Source organism: Candidatus Nitrosocosmicus sp. T, from assembly GCF_054408485.1.
This window is the reverse complement of record NZ_CP166992.1, coordinates 1014496-1036544: the sequence shown is the minus strand read 5'-3', so window position 1 is coordinate 1036544 and position 22049 is coordinate 1014496. Positions and strand designations below refer to the sequence as shown.

Sequence of the window (22049 nt, the reverse complement as noted above, 5' to 3'; positions counted from 1 at the left end):
GATATACATTATTGGAGTGTGAAATTCATGAATATTTTATTGATTGGAAGCCTATGTATGATGGGGTTAGGTATATTTCTTATGATATCTAGAACTTTTCTCCCAGGCACTATCGTTATTATATTAGGAATACTAATGACGTTGTTTAGTAGATATCCTTCATTCAAGAACATGAGATCAAAAGCAGAATCTAGCTAAGATATGTATGTGTTCTATCTGTAATCATAAGAAATCAAAGAGTTGTCTAAATTCTGGATGCCAGTGTTGTATAATTATCAAAGAAGGCACTGTTGTTGGTCATCATAACAGTGCCTTGCAATAGTTCCAAAATTGATTGATTTTATTACTTCAATATAGACTTCAATCGATGTCTTTGAAATATTACTTAGACGTGATGTTTTTAAATTGATCTACTCTTACTGAAAAAGTAGTAGAGAAATCATCTTTTTTTGATATCATAAAAACCTTATTATCCCTTCATCCATTTACTATTAATTGATATCCATATTAAAACCAGATAAAGAATTGAAAATAAATTACTTGTTGAGTAAATCCTGAGACAAAAAAATAATAAATAAATCAATTTGGAATTCAGAGTGATTTGTTGAATATCTGCAATGTTTAGGATCAGGCAAGTTGATGTTAAAATAAAATCTATCTATATTATGGGGCGCATATCCAACATGAATGCAACAAAATAGGGTTAATAATATAGCCCGCAATGTGAAATTAAGCTTTGAATCAATCAACTTACTTGTATCTGAATAGCTTATTAATTTGACATTTTTACATAAAATTATGAGTGAGAAGAGAGTTGCAATTGTGACTGGAAGTTCAAGTGGAATAGGTTTTGAAACATCTTTGATGTTAGCAAGACATGGATTCATTACCTACGCAACGATGAGGGATTTAAAGAAAAGTTCAACGCTGAAATCTATCGCCGATGAAGAAAACATTCCTTTGAGATGTATTCAACTTGACGTCACAAATGATATGTCGGTTAAACAAGCTATTGAAATCATAGAAAATCAGTCCCATCAAATCAATGTCTTGGTTAATAACGCAGGATATGGTTTGAGTGGAGCTTTCGAAGATCTTTTGATGGATGAGATTAGATTACAATTTGACACTAATTTTTTTGGATTGATACGAGCCACACAGGCAGTGTTACCCATTATGAGAAAGCAGAGATCTGGAATAATTGTCAATATAAGTTCTGGTCTTGGCCGTTTTGGCATTGCAACTAGTTCAGCCTATGTGAGTTCAAAATTTGCTATGGAGGGATTAACTGAATCTATATCGTATGAGCTCGAACCATTTGGGATTAGGACTGTACTTGTAGAGCCTGGAATAATCAAGACCAACTTTATTAAAGCCGCGGTACTAGCACAAAAATCTACAGATCCTAATTCTCCTTACTTTCAATTTATGAATAATATGGATAAGGGAATGAAAAAATTAATTCAGACTGGCGAGAGGCCCGAAAATGTTGCTAAGGTTGTACTGGATGCCATAAACGACTCCAATCCAAAGTTGAGATATCTAGCAGGTAAAGATGTGGAACAGATTATGGAAATAAAAAACAAGGTATCAGATGAAGACTTTCATAATCTGATAAAGAACATGAGTAGCTGACTAAAGGTAGAATAGCAGGATCATGGATAGAATCCTATTACATGAATCTAAAAGATTCTTTAATTTGTTGAAACTCCTCGTACATTTCCGATGCATTTGACTCTGGACTAATGAAATTGAAATGATACAATTGGTTATTATAGATTGTGTAAGTATCCACTTCAAAGGTCCCGATATTTTGGGGTAGGAATGTCAATTCTTTGGCAGGCTGATCAGCAAGTCTAGTGTAGTTATTTCCAAGTAGCTTTACATTCAAATTTCCATAGATTGATGATTGATCATGAAAAGAACTAATCTTATCAGAGACTAATTTATCCAAGAATCCTGATGGTAATAACTGACTGTCTACTAGCGATCTCTTTACATTACTAATAGAAATGCTAAAAAATATTTCATTTAATGGAGTGACATGTTCATCCATTACTGGTCGTAGAACTAGTGCTGTAGTTTCTCCATAATATGGGAAGGTGGAATTTCTTGGAGCTATTTCCCAGTCTAATGGATATGTAAGATTGTATTGGTAATTTGGATCGGTAAATGTTTTTTGCGCCGAATTCGATTGTGCTTTGACATAATCATGTTGAAAGATCATTGTTCCTATCAATAATAGCAATAATGATAATGGAATAAAAACAAAAAGAACGAGTTTATTATACATTAATAACAAGGGAATCACTAGTTATTTAATTTTCTCTGTTTTGTCACGCTGATGCGAAGGAGAAATGGGGAAGGGAAAGGAGAAATGGAAAAGACCTAGCTCATGTTACACTGCATAAAGTAGCATATCTACTGTACTCCATTGATTATTAAAGTTATATATCACTTTAGCCTAAGATGACTAGAAGGATGCCGAGATCAAATTCCGCTGAATTAATTACGCTCAGAGTTAACATTGTAAAAGAGTTAAGAAGTAAATGGAAAAGGGAACGAGAGAGAAATCCCTATATAAATGAACACTTTGGAGGATTTGTAAACGAGTTACTACATGAAATACTAGAAAAAGATGAATTTTTGAAACACTATGCTCCTTTCTTGTCAGAGGAGGGATGCACCAGAGATACGCTCTACATCAAAGACTATAAAGAAAATAAGACTACGGAAATCCATTTTAATGACGAAAAGTTACATTGTTCACTCTGTCAATCATCTGCATGTTTCCATATTCAATTTGCTATGGCTACCCCCCGTGTCGCAAAACTAAGCATAAGAAACCAACCAGCTGATCAAGAAATCGAGGAAGATGGACAACAAGTTAGAAAATTAACAAACAATAAGAGAAGGAAATCCACAATTTCTAGAAAATGATACTGAATAATTTGGTCATGGAATTTTTTAATATATAATCACAGTACCCTTCAAACTGTTTAGCCTTTTAAGAACTTTAATTAATGATTTATGGATTATTTATTGATTCAATTTGGAGAATAGCATTATAGATAATCATGCGGTGACTGACCATCCTATTCATGACCTTTTAAGAAAAAGGTGGAGTGCTCGAGCATTTACGACTAGAAGGGTTGAGAAAACAAAGCTATTTTCGATACTAGAGGCAGCAAGGTGGACACCATCTTCGAGAAACGAACAACCCTGGCGTTATATTATTTTTACAAGTGACAATCCCAGTAGATTATTTGAGGCTCAATCAGTTCTGCAAGAATCAAATTCCTTTGCAAAACAAGCACCTATCTTGATATGTTCTATCACAAAAAAGACCTATACGGATAGTCTAGAGCCAAATAGACTTTATTTTCATGACCTTGGTGCTGCAAATGAAAATATGTTTCTGGAATGTTTTAATCAAGGTCTAATTATGCACGAGATGGGTGGATTTAATGTAAAATTAGCAAAAGAGATATTCAAGATACCTGACGATTATGAAGTTGGGATCATGATAGCCATAGGATATCAAGGTACGAATGATAGTTTACCAGAAAAATTCAAAGTTAAAAATACAAAACCTAGGGAGAGAAAGCATTTATCTCAAATAGCATTTTTAGAAGACATGGGTCAGGGTATACAAAAAATGTTAAATGAGGAATAAATAAGACAATTCCTATGCATTATCTTGAAGAGCATATTATATAGTTCCATAACAATCTAGTAAATTTATTTAGAATAGATACTCATATTAGTATCACGCAAATTTATTGACAGAATAAAATAAAACAAGAATAAAGGTATTGAAAAAAATGAAATAGCCTAGTCTTGCGGATGTCAAACCAAAAAATCTTCTTTTTGGGACTATTTAATTGAGGTTTGTTGGATGAGGCATTAATTGGATTTCCTTATCCATTTTTTTTCCATATCTATTGATTTGGATAATTATTTGGTCTTTAATGTTCCTCTTTCGTATATGATGAGAAATCTGATATGGATCAGTTATTTTTATCCCATCCACCGATTCAATGATGTCTCCTTTACGCAAATCGGCGATGTAAGCTGGACCATCTCTTTGTACTTCAGCAATTAAGGAGCCCTCGTTGGTTGGTAGTCCATAAGAATTTGCCAATTCACTCGTAATCTTTATTGTGGAAATGCCTATCCAGGGTCTGTTGGTAACGCGGCCGTTCATTATTAAATCATTTATTATCAACTTTGCAACGTTTATGGGCACTGCAAATCCTATGCCTTGCGCGTATGGCATTTTTGCAGTATTTATTCCAATTACTTGGCCTTTTGTATTTATAAGTGGGCCTCCAGAATTACCAGGATTGATCGATGCATCAGTTTGAACAAGCTCCATGATACCTCTATCAAACTGTAATTTTCTGCTTAAAGAGCTTATGATCCCTGCGGTAACAGATGGACCCCCATCCAAACCAAAAGGATTCCCAATTGCAATTACTATTTGCCCTATTTTCAATTCTTCCGAATTGCCTAATTCCGCGTAAGATAACGCATCTTTGGATTCGATCTTGATTATAGCTAAATCAGTGAGAGGGTCCGTTCCTATTACTGTTCCGTCATAAATATTTCCGTCCGTGGTTGTAACTTTTAACTTGTTTGCCTTCTCGATGACATGATTATTTGTCAATATGTATCCCTTCTTATCAATTATTACCCCAGATCCAACACCTTCAACAGGAAAAATTCGTAATAGTTGATCCTTGACCATTCTTACGCTGGCTATGTTTACTACATCTTTGTTAACCTTTTCAACTGCGTTTATGATTATATTTTCATTCTCATAATCAAATGGTATTATTTAGAAAACTCCTCCTTCAATGATAACCCGTGGAAAATAACCGGCGCATCAGAAAAGCAAAAGGGTTTTAACAAATAGACTAAAGAATTCTCATTTGTATTTGATGATAACTTTCTTACCACTAGATAGATTTATGGACGATGTCTAATATAAATAGTATAGTGGGTTCTATTAATGGATAATTTACCACTAATCGCTATCAAAATAATAATACAATTGTATTAGGTAATATCCATTCAAAACCGAATTAAACAAAAAATGATATTTTGTTAAATTTAAATTAATTCATTTTACGCTGAATCAGTACTGAAGATATCATCAATAAAGCAGAAATTATGAATATTACATGAATTGACAAAATAAACCCGTCTAGGTTGGTATTATTGAATTGAATTGAATTAAGACTTGTGTGGTCAGTCGAACCTGAAAAGATAACGCCGACAGACTCGGACGGCAGTAGAGCAGAAAATATCAAAAATACCAATCCTATACTAAACGCACTTCCAGTCATAACCAAAGTAGTACCGATACCGGCCGCAACCCCTCTCCTATTTGATGGTACCGAATTCATTATAGTGGCTCTATTAGGCGATGTAAATATACCCATTCCTGCCCCTATGAGCGCAAGTGGCAGTATTGCATCTACGTATGAAATCGTTGTGCCCATGGCAGTTAACAATACAAACCCTATTGCAGAAACTATCAATCCTGCTTGAGAGATAATTTGAAACCTATATTTATCAAAAAACCAGCCAGTTATAGGAGCAACTATAGCTAATGCGAGGGAGACTGGAATTAAATAAATTCCCGAGTCTAATGGGCTTAAGCGCATGGTGGGTCCTTGGAGGTAAAATACCATCACAAAAGTAAATGCTCCACGTGCAAGTGAGTTTAAGAAAATTGCAATATTACTACTGGTGAAAAGTCTAAGTCTAAATAAGGTAAGATCCATCATGGGAAAACTAACTTTTTTCTCATTTTTATAAAATAGTATTAACAAAGAGAATCCGGCCAGTATAAACAAGATAGTTTCGAAAATATTTAAAAGATGAAAGGACCCGAAAGTGATTCCAATTAATAGGACTATCAATCCTCCAGCAAATAACAAATTTCCTAGCCAGTCAATTTTTTCTTTTTTTATTGTTCCCAGTTCTTTTAGTTTTGAGAATGCCCATAGTGTAGCAAATATTCCTATAGGAATATTTATCCAGAATATAGACCTCCACCCAAAATATGAGGTTAAAGCCCCACCGATCACTAAGCCCATGACTGATCCCACTACAATAGATATTTGGTTTATCCCCAAAGCCTTTCCCCTCTCTGATTCTGGGAATGAGTCCGATAGGATGGCAGAGCTATTTGAAAAAATAAAAGCTGCTCCAAATGCCTGGATAATTCGAAAAACAATCAATTGTTCTCCTGTCTGAGATACGCAACAAAGCCCGGAACCAATTGTAAACAAAGCAAATCCTAGATTATATAATTTGACTCGGCCAAACATATCAGCTAGTCTTCCAAATGTCAATAGCATTGAAGCAGTTATTACCCAGTACCCAATTGCAATCCAGACCAGTGTAATAAGAGATGTATGTAATTCGTTGGCAATTGAAGGAAGAGCTATTATTACTATATTTCTATCAAGAGATGCCATGAGGGTACCAATAGTTGTATTACTTAATGCTAACCATTTGTAATTCAAATTATCTTAAATATGATAGCTTAACCATCATATACAAATGCTTCACAATAAAGGATGAATATTTCTTCGATTATATAGGAGCTAAAAGAACAACCCTCTCTTTCTAAAATCAATTGGGCTTTGAAAACTAGACTAAGAAATTAGAATTGTTTATCAGAATTGATTGCACATCTGCAGTGGTTTTGCCGATTATGTTATCAGGACTTTATACCAATTTGGTAATGAGACAGATCATTGAAATGCACGACAATGAAAGAGATCTATAGATCATCTTTTTTTATAGTCAAACATTTGTTTTTTAATAATAATAGTTAAAGTTATTTTCCATCTGATTCTTGCTGACAATCATAAAATTCGCTAGAAATGGCATAGTAATGGCATAGATATATAGAATCGTTTCTTTAAAATGATAATTTCTTAAAAAATCAAAGAAGAAAAAATAAAAAAGGAAGTTATTTTAGTAGTTAATCTTGTTGTGCTGCTGCGTTGTTTCCTTCGTTCTCTTGGTTTTGTACGTTTACGTTGTTACCTGAACCTACTGAGTCATCACCAGAGACTACGGTACTGCTTTGATCAGAGTCCTGGGATTGGCTGATGCCTTGGTTGGAGCTGTTGCCGTCGTTATCCTCATTGTGGTTTGATTTCTTATCCTTCTTATCATGGTCATAATCATCACCATTACCATTTCCTCCACTTTGTTGGGCTAATGCGTTGTTTCCTTCGTTCTCTTGGTTTTGTACATTTACGTTGTTACCTGATAGTATCGAGTCATCACCAGAGACTACGGTACTGCTTTGAATTGAAGATTGTGACTGGCCAATAGCTTGGTTGGCACTGTTGCCACCATTATAGTTATAGCCGTTACTACCGCTTTGTTGAGTTAATGCGTTGTTTCCTTCGTTCTCTTGGTTTTGTACGTTTACATTGTTACATGATAGGAATGTTCCTTCACCAGAAACGCATAATGCACTTTGTTCTGATTCTTGTGATTGACCGATACCTTGGTTGGCACTGTTGCCACCGTTATCATCATCTCCTCCACTTTGTGCTGCTGCATTGTTTCCTTCGTTCTCTTGGTTTTGGAAGCTTAGATTATTACATGAAAATAGAGTTCCGTCGCCTGAGATACAAATTCCTAATTGGGTTGAAGCCTGTGATTGGCCGATACCTTGGTTGGCTGTGTTAGTTGTAGCAAAGGTATTCATGGTCATAGACGTAGGCCCCATCAAAAGTATGAATGAGATTGCTAGTGCTGTTGACGTAATTATAGCTTTATTTGCAAATGATTTGTTATTCATCTCTATATTCTATATAAAAAACTATATAAAGACATTTATAGAAAATTTATTAGTAAAAAAGTTATATAATAATGTTGTAGAGTTTGGTAACGTATACTTTATATCAAATTATTATTATGTAGCAAAAGAATGATTGAAATTAAAATATATTACTCCATAAATACACATTCTCTACCCTAAAATATACATATCGTAAATATCTCAAATTTCAATCAGTTTCACTATGCTAGAATGTCATTATCGGATTTGAATTTGAAGACAGTTCATTATTTTGCGTATATTCTCTAAATTCCCTGGAAATAGTAATAAAGATGGAACAATTAGCGGTATTGTGAGAACTACAGAGACACATGGAGGATATTTTTCTGCATAGGAGAAAACAGCAAATTATTTAGCTGTTTTGGAAATTTAGATTCTGAACTTGAATCTAATTGTTGTACTGCTTATCGTAATATTTATAGTCATATTGAATATTTCATTGAACATTGATTCTAAGATAATTTTATGATATAGTGACCAATTTTCTCCCAGTTCATGCTTTAAAACGTAGATATGATAACCAGCTTGCACCGTGTGATTAGTTTCTGTCAATGAACTAGCCATCCTTGTTTCAAACCATGAAAGAAATGATTCAAGATCCATACGGTTCTTCATAAATAGGGCGATATCATGAACAACATCCTTACCAATATTCACAGCCATGCTCGATATCTCCTCTTTACTCATCTTTTTAAATAATTCAACTACAATTGGCTTTGCTATTGGTATCATACCCACTTTTGGTTCAAACATATCCCAGTTAACATAGCGTTTGAGGAGCTGATTTACTAAACTATTTAATGTGATTTGATTCCTATCCGATTCTGTCCTCAAGACATTTAATACATTTTCGTCGATTCTAAATGTCATGGTTGCAGTTTTTTTGGATTCGCCCGAACTTGAACTACCACTGTCATGCATCCAAAAGAATTTTTCGTGTTATATAATAATATGCTTTGTTTGTTTTGTTTACAAAGGTAAACTTTGACTTTGTTAATCCCTCTTTTTGGTTCGCAAAGGATAATTGCAACATGGATAGCGAGTCCCGCTGAATTTTATATATAAACTGCATCCTGAAGAGCGTTTATACCCCAAAGCATAAACAGATTCTTTTCCTCCCCCTAGTCTATCATATCTTACACATAATCCTTTACAACCCAATAGGTGCTAAAATATGGGACAAGAAATAATGGTTAGGTTTCAAATGCATTCATTTGCAAAACAAGCATGTTTTAAGGACATGGAATATAAAAATATACTTAAAATATAAATTGTGGATTTTCATTATTAGATGAAGGCAGAATTATGCTAAACCTCAGATTTTATCAAATATAATTCGGAATTTGTAAGCTCAATTATTCATTAACAAATGAGGACTAAGGAATTGGAGATAATTCAAGTATGTACGTTATATAATATGTTTATCGTATAATTTTATGAAGATTTTGAATATTTGTACTATATTAGGCATCATTATATCTTTCAGTATGTTAGGTGGAATTCTGATCCCAGCAATGGCACAATCTACTGATAATAATCAAACACAGACCACTTTAGAGCCTCTATTAGAAGGCAATACCACATTGAATGAAGGTACCAATATATCTAATATTACTACAACTGCTGGTGAAGCCAATACATATAGGTGATATAACTATCTCTAATTAATTCTGGTAACTTTGCAATATCGTACCTCTATTTATATTACAAATTCTTTTATTTTGCTTCTCTTTTGTATTTGATCATTTTACAACAAAATTAAATCAAAAAAAGGCTTTAGATAGAACAATTCCAAGCTCACCAACAAAGTATCATTATTAGCCTTTATTGCCACCTAATAATCTATAATAATTATTTATTTAAGAAAGCCGAGTACATGTTTATTCTAAATAATAAATCATCATTAATATTAGTAACATATCAAAGGTAAATATTCTATTAGTCATCTAGAAAATCAAGTTTAAAACGACTGATCAAAGCTGAATATTATGTATTGCAGTTAATTTTTTCTATAAAATAGAGCAGTCTTGTTATAGGCTAAGATCGACCCAAGACATTTCACAAGGTACGAATTTACTATAATTATTGTTTTCAGATATCAGAAAAGCAGAAGAAGAATTAATAGTACTATAGTTCCCAGCCTACACAACAGAAGTTACGGTTTGTTCATAACCATTACTATAAATCTCTATGATATTTCCAAATGGATCTTCGCAAAATGCTATTTTGTTTCCTTTTGTTGGAACAATTTCCCACACCCGGCTTCTCTGCTTTCCACCGGTTTCTGAAATCTTGTGGCATAAATCTTCGATATTTGGATCAGTAATGCAAATGTGGGTAATTCCTGATTTCCAATACTCAAAATTCTCTTGACGTCTAACGGCCTTTGGCTCCAAATATTCAATAATTTCAAATCCTATCTGATTACCTGAACTCATCCAAATCATTCTCATCTTTTTTAGGTCAGGGCCATGAATATCTTTCAATGCAATGCCCACTTGAGAATCATCGAGTATAAACTCTACCGGTCCTGCCAATACGGTAAACCCGAGAACTTCTTTATACCATTTTGCAGCGTAATCTAGATCGGATACGCTAATTGCTATGTGATTTAACGTTTTTGGATATATCGGTTGTACTGATGATGATGATGATGAAGGTTTATTTGTGATGCCACAATCGTTCATATACTAAATACTTCATAGCCGATATTCATTTTTATTCTTTAACCCTACCAAAATGTCTATTCATTGTTTTCTTGAATAATCAATTTTATCACAAACCTGAGAAAAGCAAGTCATCGATTAGGCTAGTATGGAACTGATGGCAAATACATCTGTCGTCGTAGTTCTTTTAATTTTATGATATAAATGGAAACATGGTCTAACTTGCTCATTATGAAGGGTCACTACATAATGGTCCCGCTTCTAAGAAACACAGGATAGAAAAATGAGGCTTTTTAGCCAAAAGTATGAAGTATAAGCTTTGTAGTGTCCCAACAAAAAATTTGGCTGACTCCTGCAAAAGTAACAAAACAAGAGTGAGAAAATCTAGTATTCATATAATAAATACTTGAGTTACCGTTTTAGATTTTCCAGGTTCTAGCTCGCTCAATAAATGACTTAATCAGTTAATTTTATTAGATATTGTTGATTACTTATTCAAATACTTAAATAATTTCCTATTCATACAAATGTATGTCTTCAGATAACGGATTTAGTCAAAGTCCAAATCATTTCATGGTACTAGATGCGATTTCTCGGGGTATGAAAAAGATAGATAGTATTGCCAAAGTTACAAAACTATCTAAAGACGAGGTAGAATTGATTGTAAATGACCTAAAAAATCAAAAGCTAATTACCATGGTAGTAAAAAAGGGCTTTTTTGGTAATAAGAAGACCGAGTTTCATACTTCAGAAACGGGTGCGAGAGTATTAGATTCAAAAAAACAAGAACTAGTCAAGAAATCCAAATATCTTCAACAACTCTATGAAACCGGCAATAAGGGTCAAATGCAGAGCATGATGGACGATAATAGAAGTTGGATGCCGATGATGTTATTTTCTGGAATAATGAGCATGGTAATGTTTGGATCTATGATGGCTTTTATGGGAATGGCAATGAATCCGGCTGAAAGCGCTCAAACTGAAGGACAAGTAGACGAATCAGGAGGGTCTGGTGCTGAAGATACAGGAGCAGCGTCTGATACTGGCGCATCAGACACGGGCGCTTCAGATACAGGTGGTTTTAGCGATGTGGGCGCTGACAGTGGAATGGATATGGGGGGATTTGATTCTTTTTAGCAAGCACCATGAAACACAGAAGTAAAAGTGATATTTTAGATCCATACTTTTTAACAGAATGGATTCTGTCATGATTTAACTTCGGTCTTTACCTTTTATTGTATTATTTGCTAACAGAATAAAGATTAATTCTCCGTAACTGGTTAACAACGTATATTAATTTTGGCTATTTATTATTTAGATATATTAACCTGTTAAATTTACGTTGATGTTCTTGAAAAAAACATTCGGTTATTTAAAACAAAAACAATAAGAAGAGAAAGTCTGCTTGCACATGTTAAAACCAGGATTTTGCTTTTGTTAAATAGGACTAAAATTTCTTGCGAAATTATAATTCTATTTTATAAAAGCATTCCATATTATAAAACATATTATTTAACTAATGACATTTGAGATATAGTAAATTAAACTAAATTAATTAGTTGATCCCTAAAACTTATCATCTGTTTAGTAATCAATTACATCTGATAAGCTATCTTCAGAATCAATCTCATAGTCTGAAATATAGTCTTCTGTTAAACTGCAAGTAATGTCAAAACACAAAGCTGATTCTGGTTCTTCTTCACTAATATCGGTACTACTAGTAGTGGTGTTACTTGATGTTGTAGTGGTAAGTGTGTTTGAACGGGTATTATATTGCTCATTACATACTACATTTGGATCTGTTGTTTCGTTACATATTGCATAGACAGCATGATTTGGACTTGCTACCAAACCAGATATAGAGAACATTAAGCTAGACGGTATTATTAAAAGCGATATGACTAGTAGGCTTGTGGGTTTCATATATTCTACATTCTCACAAATAGTATTAAAATTTGACAATATGAAAAACTGAAATAAAATACAAGTATATTGTTTCTACTGATCTTGCACTCTGAGTAGCATAAAAATTTTTGGCTCTCGTTTGTCTAAGACCTCAAATCTATAACTATAAACACTTGAAAATTTTGTTAGAAACGATATCATGGATGATCAATATTTGACACTACTTAATTGTTTGAGAACACTTTTACACAATTATCATTGATACATAATATGCCAATCATGTTCAAAAATTATTTTTATGTATATTGACTCCAAATAATTCACAATTAAAATGTCATAATTCTTTTAGCGCTTAAAAATATATGTTAAGGGTAAAAGAGAAAGGATCTAAATTTAATAAAATTGCAAAGATAGTTTTCTAGATATAAGTAACATCTGTGATGACTTTTACTACTATAATAAACCATTCAAAAAAGCCATAAGCCTAGATAACTTACTCGATTTAAAGTTGCAAAGAATTTTTAATCCTGCTTTTGACGTTAATAGATTCTAAACTGCTGAAATCTTGGAATCAGTTAACCAAAATGTGTTATCGGTTGTAATTAGTTCTAAATGATAGAGGATCATCAATTTTCTGTAATTTATTAATTATATTAAATGAGATCTCATAGGAGGATCCGTTACCAATTAATTTAGACAAGACCCTAATTCTTTTAGATTCATAATAATATTTGATATCAAATAGCGTCGACTAGTCTGTTTGGTGCATTAGAGATATTTTGATAGTTCTTCTCATTTCAAATTGAAATCACCTATTTTATTTAATCGCCTGTGTTAGCTCTATGTATATTTTGGAAGTGTTAACGTAGGGTATGGCTTCCTTGATTTTATTTTCAATATTGTCAATACTGGATTCAATCGCCCCAGTATGCAAATTCTCAATCAAACTCACTTCAATAGCTATCAGAACATCTTCAGCACCAAAGTGCATAGTACGGATTGATATTATTTTTTTTACTTCAGGGATTTTAATTACTGCGTCGTATACCTTTTTGTAATCTCGTTTGGACATCGCTTCACCTATAAGCATACCCCTGTTTTCCCTAGCCAAAAATAATGCAAAACCCATTAGCACTATTCCAATTAAGAGAGAGCCTATTGCATCATATGCAGAATTTCCTGTAATATCAGAAAGCAACAACGCTACTGCTGCAATTATTATTCCCAGCAGAGCAGCTGCGTCTTCTACAAGTACTGTCATAATAACCGGATCTTTGTTTTCTTTTAGCTCGGTGAACAAAATAGGTAAAGTTAATTTATCACCTCTATCTGTGATTGTCTTTCTAAATATTGCAAAGGCTATTCTGATTGCATTTGCCTCAAATGCAAAAGCTATTGCCAAAATAATATAATTAATTAAAGTGTTTTCTACTCTGTGAGCATCATGACCACTTAAAAAATAACTGATACCATGTTCTAAAGATAACACACCTGATACGCCAAATATAAGTATGGCTACAACAAACGACCAAAAGAACTGTTCCTTGCCGTATCCAAAAGGATATTTTTCATTTGCCTCCCTTTTACTTGTCTTTACACCTAACAAAAGTAGCACTTGATTGAAAGTATCGGAGAATGAATGATACGTTTCAGCCCACATAGACGTACTGCCTGTAAATAACGCTGCAAAAAGCTTAGATATAGCAATGGCTAAATTGCCAAACAATGCAGCGTAGATAGCCTTCTTTGATTCGCCTCCCCCCGCCATTACTTTATTTTCTTCCTGATTGCTAATAAATTTGAATAAAATATTTATGAGTTTTTGAATGACTTGAGCGGATCTTTATCAACTAAAATTCCAAAAGATATTGCAATGTATTTTAATACGAAAAGTATTGATCAAATCCTTCTATACTGTCATGATAATTTGTGCTGTTCATTCAGCGATCCAAATACTTCTCAATAGAAAAGTGATTATGATATGCTTTATCTTTAAAAATTCATATCTGTTCTGTATAATATTTCGTTGATATCTATTGAAAATAGCAAGTTTATTGAACTACTAGCAATTATAGGAAATATTGACCAGATATAGCCTCCATATTTGGAAGTGAGCAATTTATTAGATTTGTATCTATTGGGCAGTAGGTCTACACGCGATTCATGTCAAGAAATATTGCAAGAGTGAAATTAAGGTCAAGTCCGAAAATGTCTGAATAAAGTTATTGGTTAAAGTGAAATATTGCAAAACTCACGAATAATCCTACGCATGCAGAAAGCCCAATATGCCAATTTACCTTCTTGTATACATTAGGTATCAATTCTTCTTTTACCAATGACATTAACGCTCCTGCTGCAAAACTGAATACAATTGACAAGTAATACTCATTAAGAAACAGTGTTAGAAAGTATCCAATTGGACCTCCTATCGTAACGAACATGAATACCATGTCCCATTTTTGTAGAATCTTTCTTTTGGGTTCCCTTTCTGCAATCAGCTCTCTGGTACCTACAATAGTAGCTGCAAAGTTTCCAATAAATAATGCCAAAGCCATAGGAAATAATCACGGGATACCCAGCGCGATCATGACTCCAATCATGACAGTTTCTGGATGACTATCTGTTAAAGTGCTTATTACTATTAGCTTTCCTGACCCTGTTTTCTCAGTTAGAATTTCTGTTTCTTTGTCAGTACTATTTTTCTATACAGAGTTGTCATGACCAATCGTATTTGAATCTGCAATATTTTGTTTGCCGTTATCCTTATTTATGAACAGCGTTGGTTTGCTTTCGATCTTGTATCGCACTAAACTAAAAGTTACAGCTCCTATTCCAATCCAATTCCCATGGTAAAAATGTCACCCATTTTAACAGATTCTTCTATAATGCTAAATGTTACGGTCCCGATAAAAATGCCGGATGAAAATGAGGCAAGATCTGCACGTAATCTAAGTGAGTGTCCATATTCTTTGGAAATGATTGATGCTATCAAAAATGGGATGCTACTAAGAATGATACAAGGATAGTTAGCATCAACGATTCTATAGATGAGTTGGCATAATCGACCATTTAACCTGTTTATTAATTAAAAACAAACTATAAATTTATTCTTCAATATAAAGCAATGAATTAACTTATACCTTATTGTCACGATTATATTTAATCAGTCTTTTTTTGGCTCGATAAAGTTCGAAATTTGATTTGATTATGCGTTTGCGTTTTTAAAAACTATTATTCCCAAACATTGGTAACAATTTAAGTCTGTTGATCAAATACTCCGTCTAAGGGACTTTCAATCCTTTGGTGTAGTATTGAGTTTAGCCCCATGCACCGTACTTGAACCATCTAGCAGCCATACCGATTAATTAAAAACTCTTCTAATAGTAACTGATATCTAATTTAATCCTGAAACCGATTAGTATGGCTGATAAAGAGAGTTATACAAATGTGTTTACCATCTTAGTAAATTCTATTTAACCAAAATATTATTAAATATATTTATTTAGAAAAGGATGATCGTTATTGCTATTAAATTGCACTGCCCTTCCATTGCTATCAACTGCTGCTATCTATTAAATAGTAACTATGTAACAAGAAAGATTTGATTCAAATTAATCTCGAATTAGATTACTTCAGAACAATGAATAACGAATATCTGAAAAATCATCAAATTAATTGAATTTGCTATAATATCAGAAAATGGAGAAGCATATTATAAGTTCCTACTATTCAATTACACAAAAGAATTTGAGTAATAAATTTAATGACGAAAGGTGATAGAAAAAATTAAATTTCAAATATCATAATAATTAAATGGAAATTTTGCCACATGACAAAATAATAGAATAGAAATATAATTTACCTAGCTTGAGAATATCTAAATCTATACAAGTTTAATTTTTACTTTTAGTCATCATTTCCAGTGAACAAAAATATTATAATATAGTAATCTGCTATGATCCTATTGGCAATTCCCAAAATTAAAAACTATTCTAAAACAAACTAGCGAAACAAAAAGAATTGGTTATTTAAAAAAAGAAAAAAAATTTTATAGGTAAAATAAAGCTGCTACTTTGTCAACGTATCCTTGCTTCTAGAACGACCGGTAACCCCTGCATAAATTATTTGTATGCTTGTTATTAGCAAAGCTATGCCTATCAAGATTCCTGCCAAGGCGATTCCAATATTTGGGATAACAATAACTGCTATTGCAAAGATTACTTCCAAAGCACCGACTCCCATACCAAATAGGTTTGACTTTCCTGTTTCCTTTCTACTTTTTAGCCCGTGAATTATTCTTGATATACCATCAACTAGTAATGCTATACCAAGCAATACAACTACGATTACAGTTGCTCCTACTGGATATGTCATTGCTATCAATGAAATGATGATCACAATAATTCCTAATGCAATATTGGCAAAGCGCGATTTTCCCTTTCCAATAATACCCGAAACGACCTTTTCAATTCCAGCAAAGAATAAGAGTAGTGCAAGGATAAAAATTATCGAAATGCCTCCTATAACTGGATTAAGCAATACCACTATAGATAGAATTAAGATAATTATACCCAGACCAATCTGGGCTGCACGTACCCAAACTGGAGATTTATCAATACTCAAAAAAAGGTCCCCCTTAGAGAGTTAAAGTCGGTACTAGACTTTGGAATGTTAGACAAGAAAATATGGCATTGTTGGAAATGAAATGCATTAAATGCATATGTATTCAAATACTTCATAATACTACTCAATAGTAATAGGTTACTGTAGATATAAAGTTTTACAAATATTAGAGATTAATAATATCATGAATTGTAAACGCAGGTTTGTTAGATTCCGGTAGAGATAAAAAAAAGGATTCGGTATTAGCGATCATTTTCACTAGATTATAATGGTTGAATAGGTAAATATTTAGGAAATAAGGTAAATTATCCGCCCAAATCAACTTGTCATCATCTATAAAAGTATCAGTTTCTCTAATGTTTTAAATGTTTGAACCATCAGAACATCAGAAAAGGTTGATCTAATAGACTGGATTGACCACAAGATCACATGGGAAGGAACCTTGAATGAGGTTTCAATATGACTTTGATTCCTGACAAAGCAGAAAATCGGGTCTATGATTTAAGATCTGCACTCAAATTTTTAAAGTACAAAGGCATTATTGAAATTAACCTATGATGATTGGCTTTGATTGCTCATACGCACAGAATAAAGTTTATCATATTTTATTTGTTACTAAGATGACAATTTTGTTGAAGCTGCCCTCCTTTTCAATATTGCCGTGATAAATATCATAGCAATCGAGATCACAGCCGCTATAAGAAATACACATTACACGCCATTACCATATTTGATTGCGATAATACCCATTATTGGATTAAGCATTACAAAAGCTATTCCCACAGGTAATTGAAGTAGTCTTAAATATAACGAATCCGTTTCTAACACGCTGGACTCTGCTGTTTTTTCTAGGCATGATTATGAATCTAAAAAGGACTTTTAAGAGTCTATTCAATAATCAATTTTTGGTTGTGGGAAAAACATGCCATATAGTACTTATTTGTAATCGGAGAGAAAGATAATTATTGGTTGGCCCTTTGACCTTATCGACTTGCTTTTTTTAATCTTTGTAGATTTTAATTGTATTAGAAAAGTGGTTCGGATCCTTTTACATATATTGTATAATGGCTAATACTCTTTGGGTCCTCAGGCATTGCATAGAATCCAAATCCTGATAGCAAATCTATTGAGAATGGAGAATTATCAGATGGTGGAAGAGATTCAACTAAAGGTCTTCCTTCAGATATTCCAAGAAAAGAATCATCACTATCAAAAAGGACCGCATATATGGTTATAGAAGACTGCTCATTTGTCGAGTTATTTGTGACCGTTCCCGTTATTTGATTTGATTCCGCACGGTATCTAAGATCGGTTATTGTAAGATTTTCGCTCTTGCCTATGATAGATTCAGGAGCGTTTGTAGTTGTGTTTTGATTTATAGTGGTATTAGGATTTGTAGGATTATCAAGTTGTTGTCCATAAGCGAAAGGTATTGCTAGAGCAAAAACAAGAGAAGATAATACAATAGAATAGACTTTTTTCATTATCTTCTGTAGTAAAAGCATATTAATTAAATTTTCTTTGTGATTGAATCTAAGTCAAAATATCAAGGTTAATCTTAGTGCTCTATTGTATTTCTCCAAATTATGACTTGTATGTCTTACAGGGCTTTATAGTAATCCACCGAATCTAATTACTTACGGCAGCTACAAAAGTTTCATTAACTTTCTAGGCGGTTGGGAATATCATTATCATATTTTAAGATAGAATCACACAATTCAACATATAATTAGTTTAATTTGGTATTTGTCGACTAATACAACAATGATTTTAATGTCCTTGAGTAATAGAACCAGAATAATCACCGAAAACTAATAAAGCAGCACAATAATATTGAAAAGATGAGTAACAAATCAGGCTCAACCATCTTTGCAATGGTAATAGCAACAATAACTTCAATGGTGTTCATGTCATTATTGTTTTTTGTATCTGAAACCACAACAGAGGATAAGAATATCTTGGTGTTTGCAACCTCACAGTCACAGGAACAGACGCAACAACAACAACAACAACAACAACAACAACAGGAACAACAACAACAACAACAACAACAACAACAGGAACAACAAGACAACAAATCTATTGAGATTGCGGCTGGCGGAGGTAATTATACTGCCCCTCTCACCATGTATATTCCGGACAATATTGAAGCAAACGTGGGACAACCTGTGATTTGGCATAATCCTACAGAGGTAGGCGAACCACATACGGTGACATTTGTAATGGATAATAACACAATGGCAGGAGTGGTTTCTCCCCTGTCTGTTTCAAATACCACAACATTCACAGCTCTCCCCCCTAACTCTAACAACGAGCCCATAGTATTACCAGGCCAAAACGGCACCAACACCATCATAGCCATAAATGCAAGAACATTTAATCCAACTGTGATAGACTCTACTGGTAATGTTGAGTTTATGAGTCCCAATGCGAATTATACGATTGTCGGTACCGAAAAATATGTCAACTCCGGTTGGTTCCTTCCAAAGGGTATGGAGCAAGAATATCCAGGTGCAGGAAATACATTTACAGTAACATTTGAGAAACCTGGGACATACAACTATATCTGTATATTGCATCCATGGATGACCGGAAGCATAACAGTAACATAAGATAAGATAAGGCAATCATGGAATGCTAATGGAGTATAATATCTCCATGAGTAAACATTTTATCATTCTCTACTTTTTAAATTACTAAATTAAGTCTCAATCATATTGGAAAAATAGCCATGAAAATTTATGATTACTCAACCACCTCCTAAAAGCATCATAGATGGAATGTCACATCTCACAGGCGATTGCCAATGGAGTGAGGGTTCATGAAAAGCATCCAGTTTCCACGGCTGGTGGAATATTGTACTTATCCTACGCTTACAGGTTTTCAAACCTGTAACATTTACCATTTTTCTAGGAATCGTAAATAATTTCTTATAATTCGATCCTTCTCTTTTGATTCCCACTCCAGCTGCTTTATTCTGTCTGCAAGCGGTCTTGTCATTCTATATTCATCCAAGTCTTTCTTCGTAATTCCTTCCTCTACTATCTGTCTACTAATTTCTTTAGTATTAATGAATATCAGTTCATCTAATCGGGCTAATTCCCGTTTTTCTCTTTCAATGATTTCTGAAATATCAAATATTGAAATACCAAGAGTATTAGACATCTGTGTAACTTTGTCGATCTGGACAAAGAATTGTTCAATATCAGTATCTTCCTGAAAGCAATGGATGCTCATTTGCTCAAGGACATTTTCTATTTGTTCTTCTGGTAAGTTTATCTTGTCTAATTTCCTTTTCAATCTAATAGAGGCACCTAACTGATATAGATCAAGGTCCTTCTTTCTTAACTCTATAGAAACTGCTCTCAATAAATCCATATCTGCTATTTGGAGTCGGAATTGATCAATTATAGTAGAAACACTGCGATACCCTATTTTGTTCTCTATGGCTATGCTGTCACGCGATATACCTCTCAACCAGCCTCTAAGGACTGACCTCTATTGCTTGAGGAATCGCCTTTCCCAATCTTATACATGTTATATATAACAAAAAAAGAGTATTTATATCAAAATTTTGATGATGATTTTACCATTCCAAGTTAAGCAGTGTCTGTCTTTAACGGCTATCTGACGGCTATCTGACGGCTATCTGACAAGAATCGATGGTCATCAACAAATCTACTATATAAGAATCTGGTTGTTTTGGGATACGGATAAACATTTTTTTCATATAAGTTACTCAAGTAATAGGGTATAGTATAGGAATCCTACGTCGTTATTTTATCCCAGAGAGGCACAAGTATCCCAAAGTTCTTCGAGTGAACCATGCAGATACAGTAAATATCATAAATTAACCCTGGATGGATACATTATCCATAATCTACCCTATAAGAACCCCTAAAATTCGATTAAAAGAGGAGTATTGAATTATTTATTCGTACATAATCAACCAAAGTCAAATAAATCACCCAAGAAACCGCCTTTTTTGTGTTTTCTTCTACGATAGTAGTCATCGTCATCGTCATCATGACCTCTTCCATAGTGATATTTTTGGTAGTGTTCATCTTCGTACCTGTTTTGCATATTTGCAACTTTTTCTAATTCTCCACGATCTAGCCATACACCTTTGCATCTAGGACATTGATCTATTTCAACCCCTGATCTATTGCTTAATCTCATTTCAGTGGAACAATTAGGACACAATAAACTCATTGTCTGAAATTGTACTTTAAAGTTTATAAATTACTATAAGCAACATTGTGTATCTATAAACCTCTATTTCTTTCTTTTAACAAGTAAATTTGTATTCTAACTAAGTTTTTATACCTTTTTAACAACTGAAAAATCAGTTAATTTTCATTTTTAAAAAATGTAATTTCTTGCTAGAGTTTATTAATGAACATTAAGAATCTACCCATAAGATAGTCCTCGAAGTCGTAACTATTCTCTCAGAAATCAATAATTAATGTAGCTTAGGAATCACTAGACAAAAAATTAAAATGATTTAAAGTTAGTCTTCACTTTCGCCACTCTCAGAGCTTTCTTCTTCACTTTCGCCACTCTCAGAGCTTTCTTCTTCACTTTCGCCACTCTCAGAGCTTTCTTCTTCTGATTCGGTTGAGTTAGTCGAATTACTAGTCATACTAGTAGAATTGTCCATCGTCATCGTCGTATTACCCATATCACCCATTGGTATTGTTGAATTACCTTGTGCTACTGCTGGTGTTACCATTGCTACTCCTGCGAATATTGACGTGACTGCTACGATACTTAAAACTAAGAATGCATTGAATTTATTCATGCGAGGTACCTTTTATTTTATGATATATAATACTTAGTTTAGTATAAGTATAATTTTATGGATTCATTTTTTACCATTGCTACATAGTACCATGATTTCATAACTAGAATTAGAATCTATTAGAATATACGATCAAATAGACCAAAATCATAGATAATCCTATTTATTAAGTCGTCTA

The 22049-nt window shown here is 33.4% G+C and carries 22 protein-coding genes; 7 read left to right on the top strand and 15 right to left on the bottom strand.

Annotation, left to right across the window (positions count from 1 at the left end; all coding sequences use genetic code 11):
• The first annotated feature begins 798 nt into the window (after window positions 1–798).
• On the top strand, window positions 799–1635 hold the full coding sequence (locus tag AB0A59_RS05350) for an SDR family oxidoreductase (protein ID WP_458747064.1): 837 nt from the start codon (window positions 799–801) through the stop codon (window positions 1633–1635).
• Window positions 1636–1672: 37 nt separating this feature from the next.
• On the opposite strand, the gene AB0A59_RS05345 is transcribed toward AB0A59_RS05350, so the two are convergent.
• Window positions 1673–2293 carry a hypothetical protein gene (locus AB0A59_RS05345; protein ID WP_458747063.1) on the bottom strand — a complete coding sequence of 207 codons (621 nt, stop codon included), beginning with the start codon at window positions 2291–2293 and terminating at the stop codon, window positions 1673–1675.
• Window positions 2294–2481: 188 nt separating this feature from the next.
• On the opposite strand from AB0A59_RS05345, the gene AB0A59_RS05340 reads away from it, so the two are divergent.
• Both AB0A59_RS05340 and AB0A59_RS05335 read left to right on the top strand, forming a co-directional pair.
• Window positions 2482–2940 carry a hypothetical protein gene (locus tag AB0A59_RS05340; RefSeq protein ID WP_458747062.1) on the top strand — a complete coding sequence of 153 codons (459 nt, stop codon included), beginning with the start codon at window positions 2482–2484 and terminating at the stop codon, window positions 2938–2940.
• Between the two features lie 112 nt (window positions 2941–3052).
• On the top strand, window positions 3053–3676 hold the full coding sequence (locus AB0A59_RS05335) for a nitroreductase family protein (protein WP_458747061.1): 624 nt from the start codon (window positions 3053–3055) through the stop codon (window positions 3674–3676).
• A gap of 204 nt (window positions 3677–3880) precedes the next feature.
• On the opposite strand, the gene AB0A59_RS05330 is transcribed toward AB0A59_RS05335, so the two are convergent.
• The 4 genes from AB0A59_RS05330 to AB0A59_RS05315 all read right to left on the bottom strand — a co-directional run bounded on the left by AB0A59_RS05330 (window position 3881) and on the right by AB0A59_RS05315 (window position 8797).
• The gene (locus tag AB0A59_RS05330) at window positions 3881–4750 is read right to left on the bottom strand and encodes a S1C family serine protease (RefSeq protein ID WP_458747060.1); all 870 of its coding nucleotides are present in this window, start codon (window positions 4748–4750) and stop codon (window positions 3881–3883) included.
• Window positions 4751–5120: 370 nt separating this feature from the next.
• Window positions 5121–6539 carry an MFS transporter gene (locus tag AB0A59_RS05325; RefSeq protein WP_458747059.1) on the bottom strand — a complete coding sequence of 473 codons (1419 nt, stop codon included), beginning with the start codon at window positions 6537–6539 and terminating at the stop codon, window positions 5121–5123.
• A gap of 464 nt (window positions 6540–7003) precedes the next feature.
• Complete coding sequence (locus tag AB0A59_RS05320; protein ID WP_458747058.1) at window positions 7004–7837, bottom strand: hypothetical protein; 834 nt, start codon at window positions 7835–7837, stop codon at window positions 7004–7006.
• Between the two features lie 408 nt (window positions 7838–8245).
• Window positions 8246–8797: a hypothetical protein gene (locus AB0A59_RS05315; protein ID WP_458747057.1), complete on the bottom strand. Its 552-nt coding sequence runs from the start codon at window positions 8795–8797 to the stop codon at window positions 8246–8248.
• A 566-nt stretch (window positions 8798–9363) separates the two neighbouring features.
• On the opposite strand from AB0A59_RS05315, the gene AB0A59_RS05310 reads away from it, so the two are divergent.
• Window positions 9364–9525: a hypothetical protein gene (locus AB0A59_RS05310; RefSeq protein ID WP_458747056.1), complete on the top strand. Its 162-nt coding sequence runs from the start codon at window positions 9364–9366 to the stop codon at window positions 9523–9525.
• A gap of 492 nt (window positions 9526–10017) precedes the next feature.
• Here the strand turns inward: AB0A59_RS05310 and AB0A59_RS05305 are convergent, their stop codons facing one another.
• Window positions 10018–10563 (bottom strand): VOC family protein, encoded by a 546-nt coding sequence (locus tag AB0A59_RS05305; RefSeq protein WP_458747055.1) that lies wholly within the window; start codon window positions 10561–10563, stop codon window positions 10018–10020.
• Between the two features lie 510 nt (window positions 10564–11073).
• Between AB0A59_RS05305 and AB0A59_RS05300 the strand changes: the two genes are divergently transcribed.
• On the top strand, window positions 11074–11679 hold the full coding sequence (locus tag AB0A59_RS05300; protein WP_458747054.1) for a MarR family transcriptional regulator: 606 nt from the start codon (window positions 11074–11076) through the stop codon (window positions 11677–11679).
• Window positions 11680–12126: 447 nt separating this feature from the next.
• On the opposite strand, the gene AB0A59_RS05295 is transcribed toward AB0A59_RS05300, so the two are convergent.
• The 5 genes from AB0A59_RS05295 to AB0A59_RS05275 form a co-directional block, all read right to left on the bottom strand.
• On the bottom strand, window positions 12127–12465 hold the full coding sequence (locus AB0A59_RS05295) for a hypothetical protein (RefSeq protein WP_458747053.1): 339 nt from the start codon (window positions 12463–12465) through the stop codon (window positions 12127–12129).
• Between the two features lie 799 nt (window positions 12466–13264).
• Complete coding sequence (locus tag AB0A59_RS05290) at window positions 13265–14215, bottom strand: cation diffusion facilitator family transporter (RefSeq protein ID WP_458747052.1); 951 nt, start codon at window positions 14213–14215, stop codon at window positions 13265–13267.
• Window positions 14216–14669: 454 nt separating this feature from the next.
• A complete protein-coding gene (locus tag AB0A59_RS05285) occupies window positions 14670–15002 on the bottom strand; it encodes a ZIP family metal transporter (protein ID WP_458747051.1) in 333 nt (110 codons plus the stop codon).
• A gap of 272 nt (window positions 15003–15274) precedes the next feature.
• Window positions 15275–15439: a hypothetical protein gene (locus tag AB0A59_RS05280; RefSeq protein WP_458747050.1), complete on the bottom strand. Its 165-nt coding sequence runs from the start codon at window positions 15437–15439 to the stop codon at window positions 15275–15277.
• Between the two features lie 1076 nt (window positions 15440–16515).
• Entirely contained in the window at window positions 16516–17070 is a 555-nt protein-coding gene (locus AB0A59_RS05275) for an HdeD family acid-resistance protein (protein ID WP_458747049.1), read from the bottom strand.
• A 661-nt stretch (window positions 17071–17731) separates the two neighbouring features.
• Here AB0A59_RS05275 and AB0A59_RS05270 point away from each other — a divergent pair.
• Complete coding sequence (locus tag AB0A59_RS05270) at window positions 17732–17863, top strand: hypothetical protein (RefSeq protein WP_458747048.1); 132 nt, start codon at window positions 17732–17734, stop codon at window positions 17861–17863.
• A gap of 232 nt (window positions 17864–18095) precedes the next feature.
• On the opposite strand, the gene AB0A59_RS05265 is transcribed toward AB0A59_RS05270, so the two are convergent.
• A complete protein-coding gene (locus tag AB0A59_RS05265) occupies window positions 18096–18554 on the bottom strand; it encodes an FxLYD domain-containing protein (protein ID WP_458747047.1) in 459 nt (152 codons plus the stop codon).
• Between the two features lie 357 nt (window positions 18555–18911).
• Here AB0A59_RS05265 and AB0A59_RS05260 point away from each other — a divergent pair, with 357 nt between their 5' ends.
• Window positions 18912–19682: a plastocyanin/azurin family copper-binding protein gene (locus AB0A59_RS05260; RefSeq protein ID WP_458747046.1), complete on the top strand. Its 771-nt coding sequence runs from the start codon at window positions 18912–18914 to the stop codon at window positions 19680–19682.
• Between the two features lie 286 nt (window positions 19683–19968).
• Here AB0A59_RS05260 and AB0A59_RS05255 read toward each other — a convergent pair whose 3' ends face one another.
• From AB0A59_RS05255 to AB0A59_RS05245, 3 genes are all read right to left on the bottom strand, one after another.
• Window positions 19969–20547 (bottom strand): hypothetical protein, encoded by a 579-nt coding sequence (locus AB0A59_RS05255; protein ID WP_458747045.1) that lies wholly within the window; start codon window positions 20545–20547, stop codon window positions 19969–19971.
• A 468-nt stretch (window positions 20548–21015) separates the two neighbouring features.
• On the bottom strand, window positions 21016–21282 hold the full coding sequence (locus AB0A59_RS05250) for a TFIIB-type zinc ribbon-containing protein (RefSeq protein WP_458747044.1): 267 nt from the start codon (window positions 21280–21282) through the stop codon (window positions 21016–21018).
• 298 nt (window positions 21283–21580) lie between these two features.
• Window positions 21581–21871 carry a hypothetical protein gene (locus AB0A59_RS05245; protein WP_458747043.1) on the bottom strand — a complete coding sequence of 97 codons (291 nt, stop codon included), beginning with the start codon at window positions 21869–21871 and terminating at the stop codon, window positions 21581–21583.
• Window positions 21872–22049 lie beyond the last annotated feature (178 nt).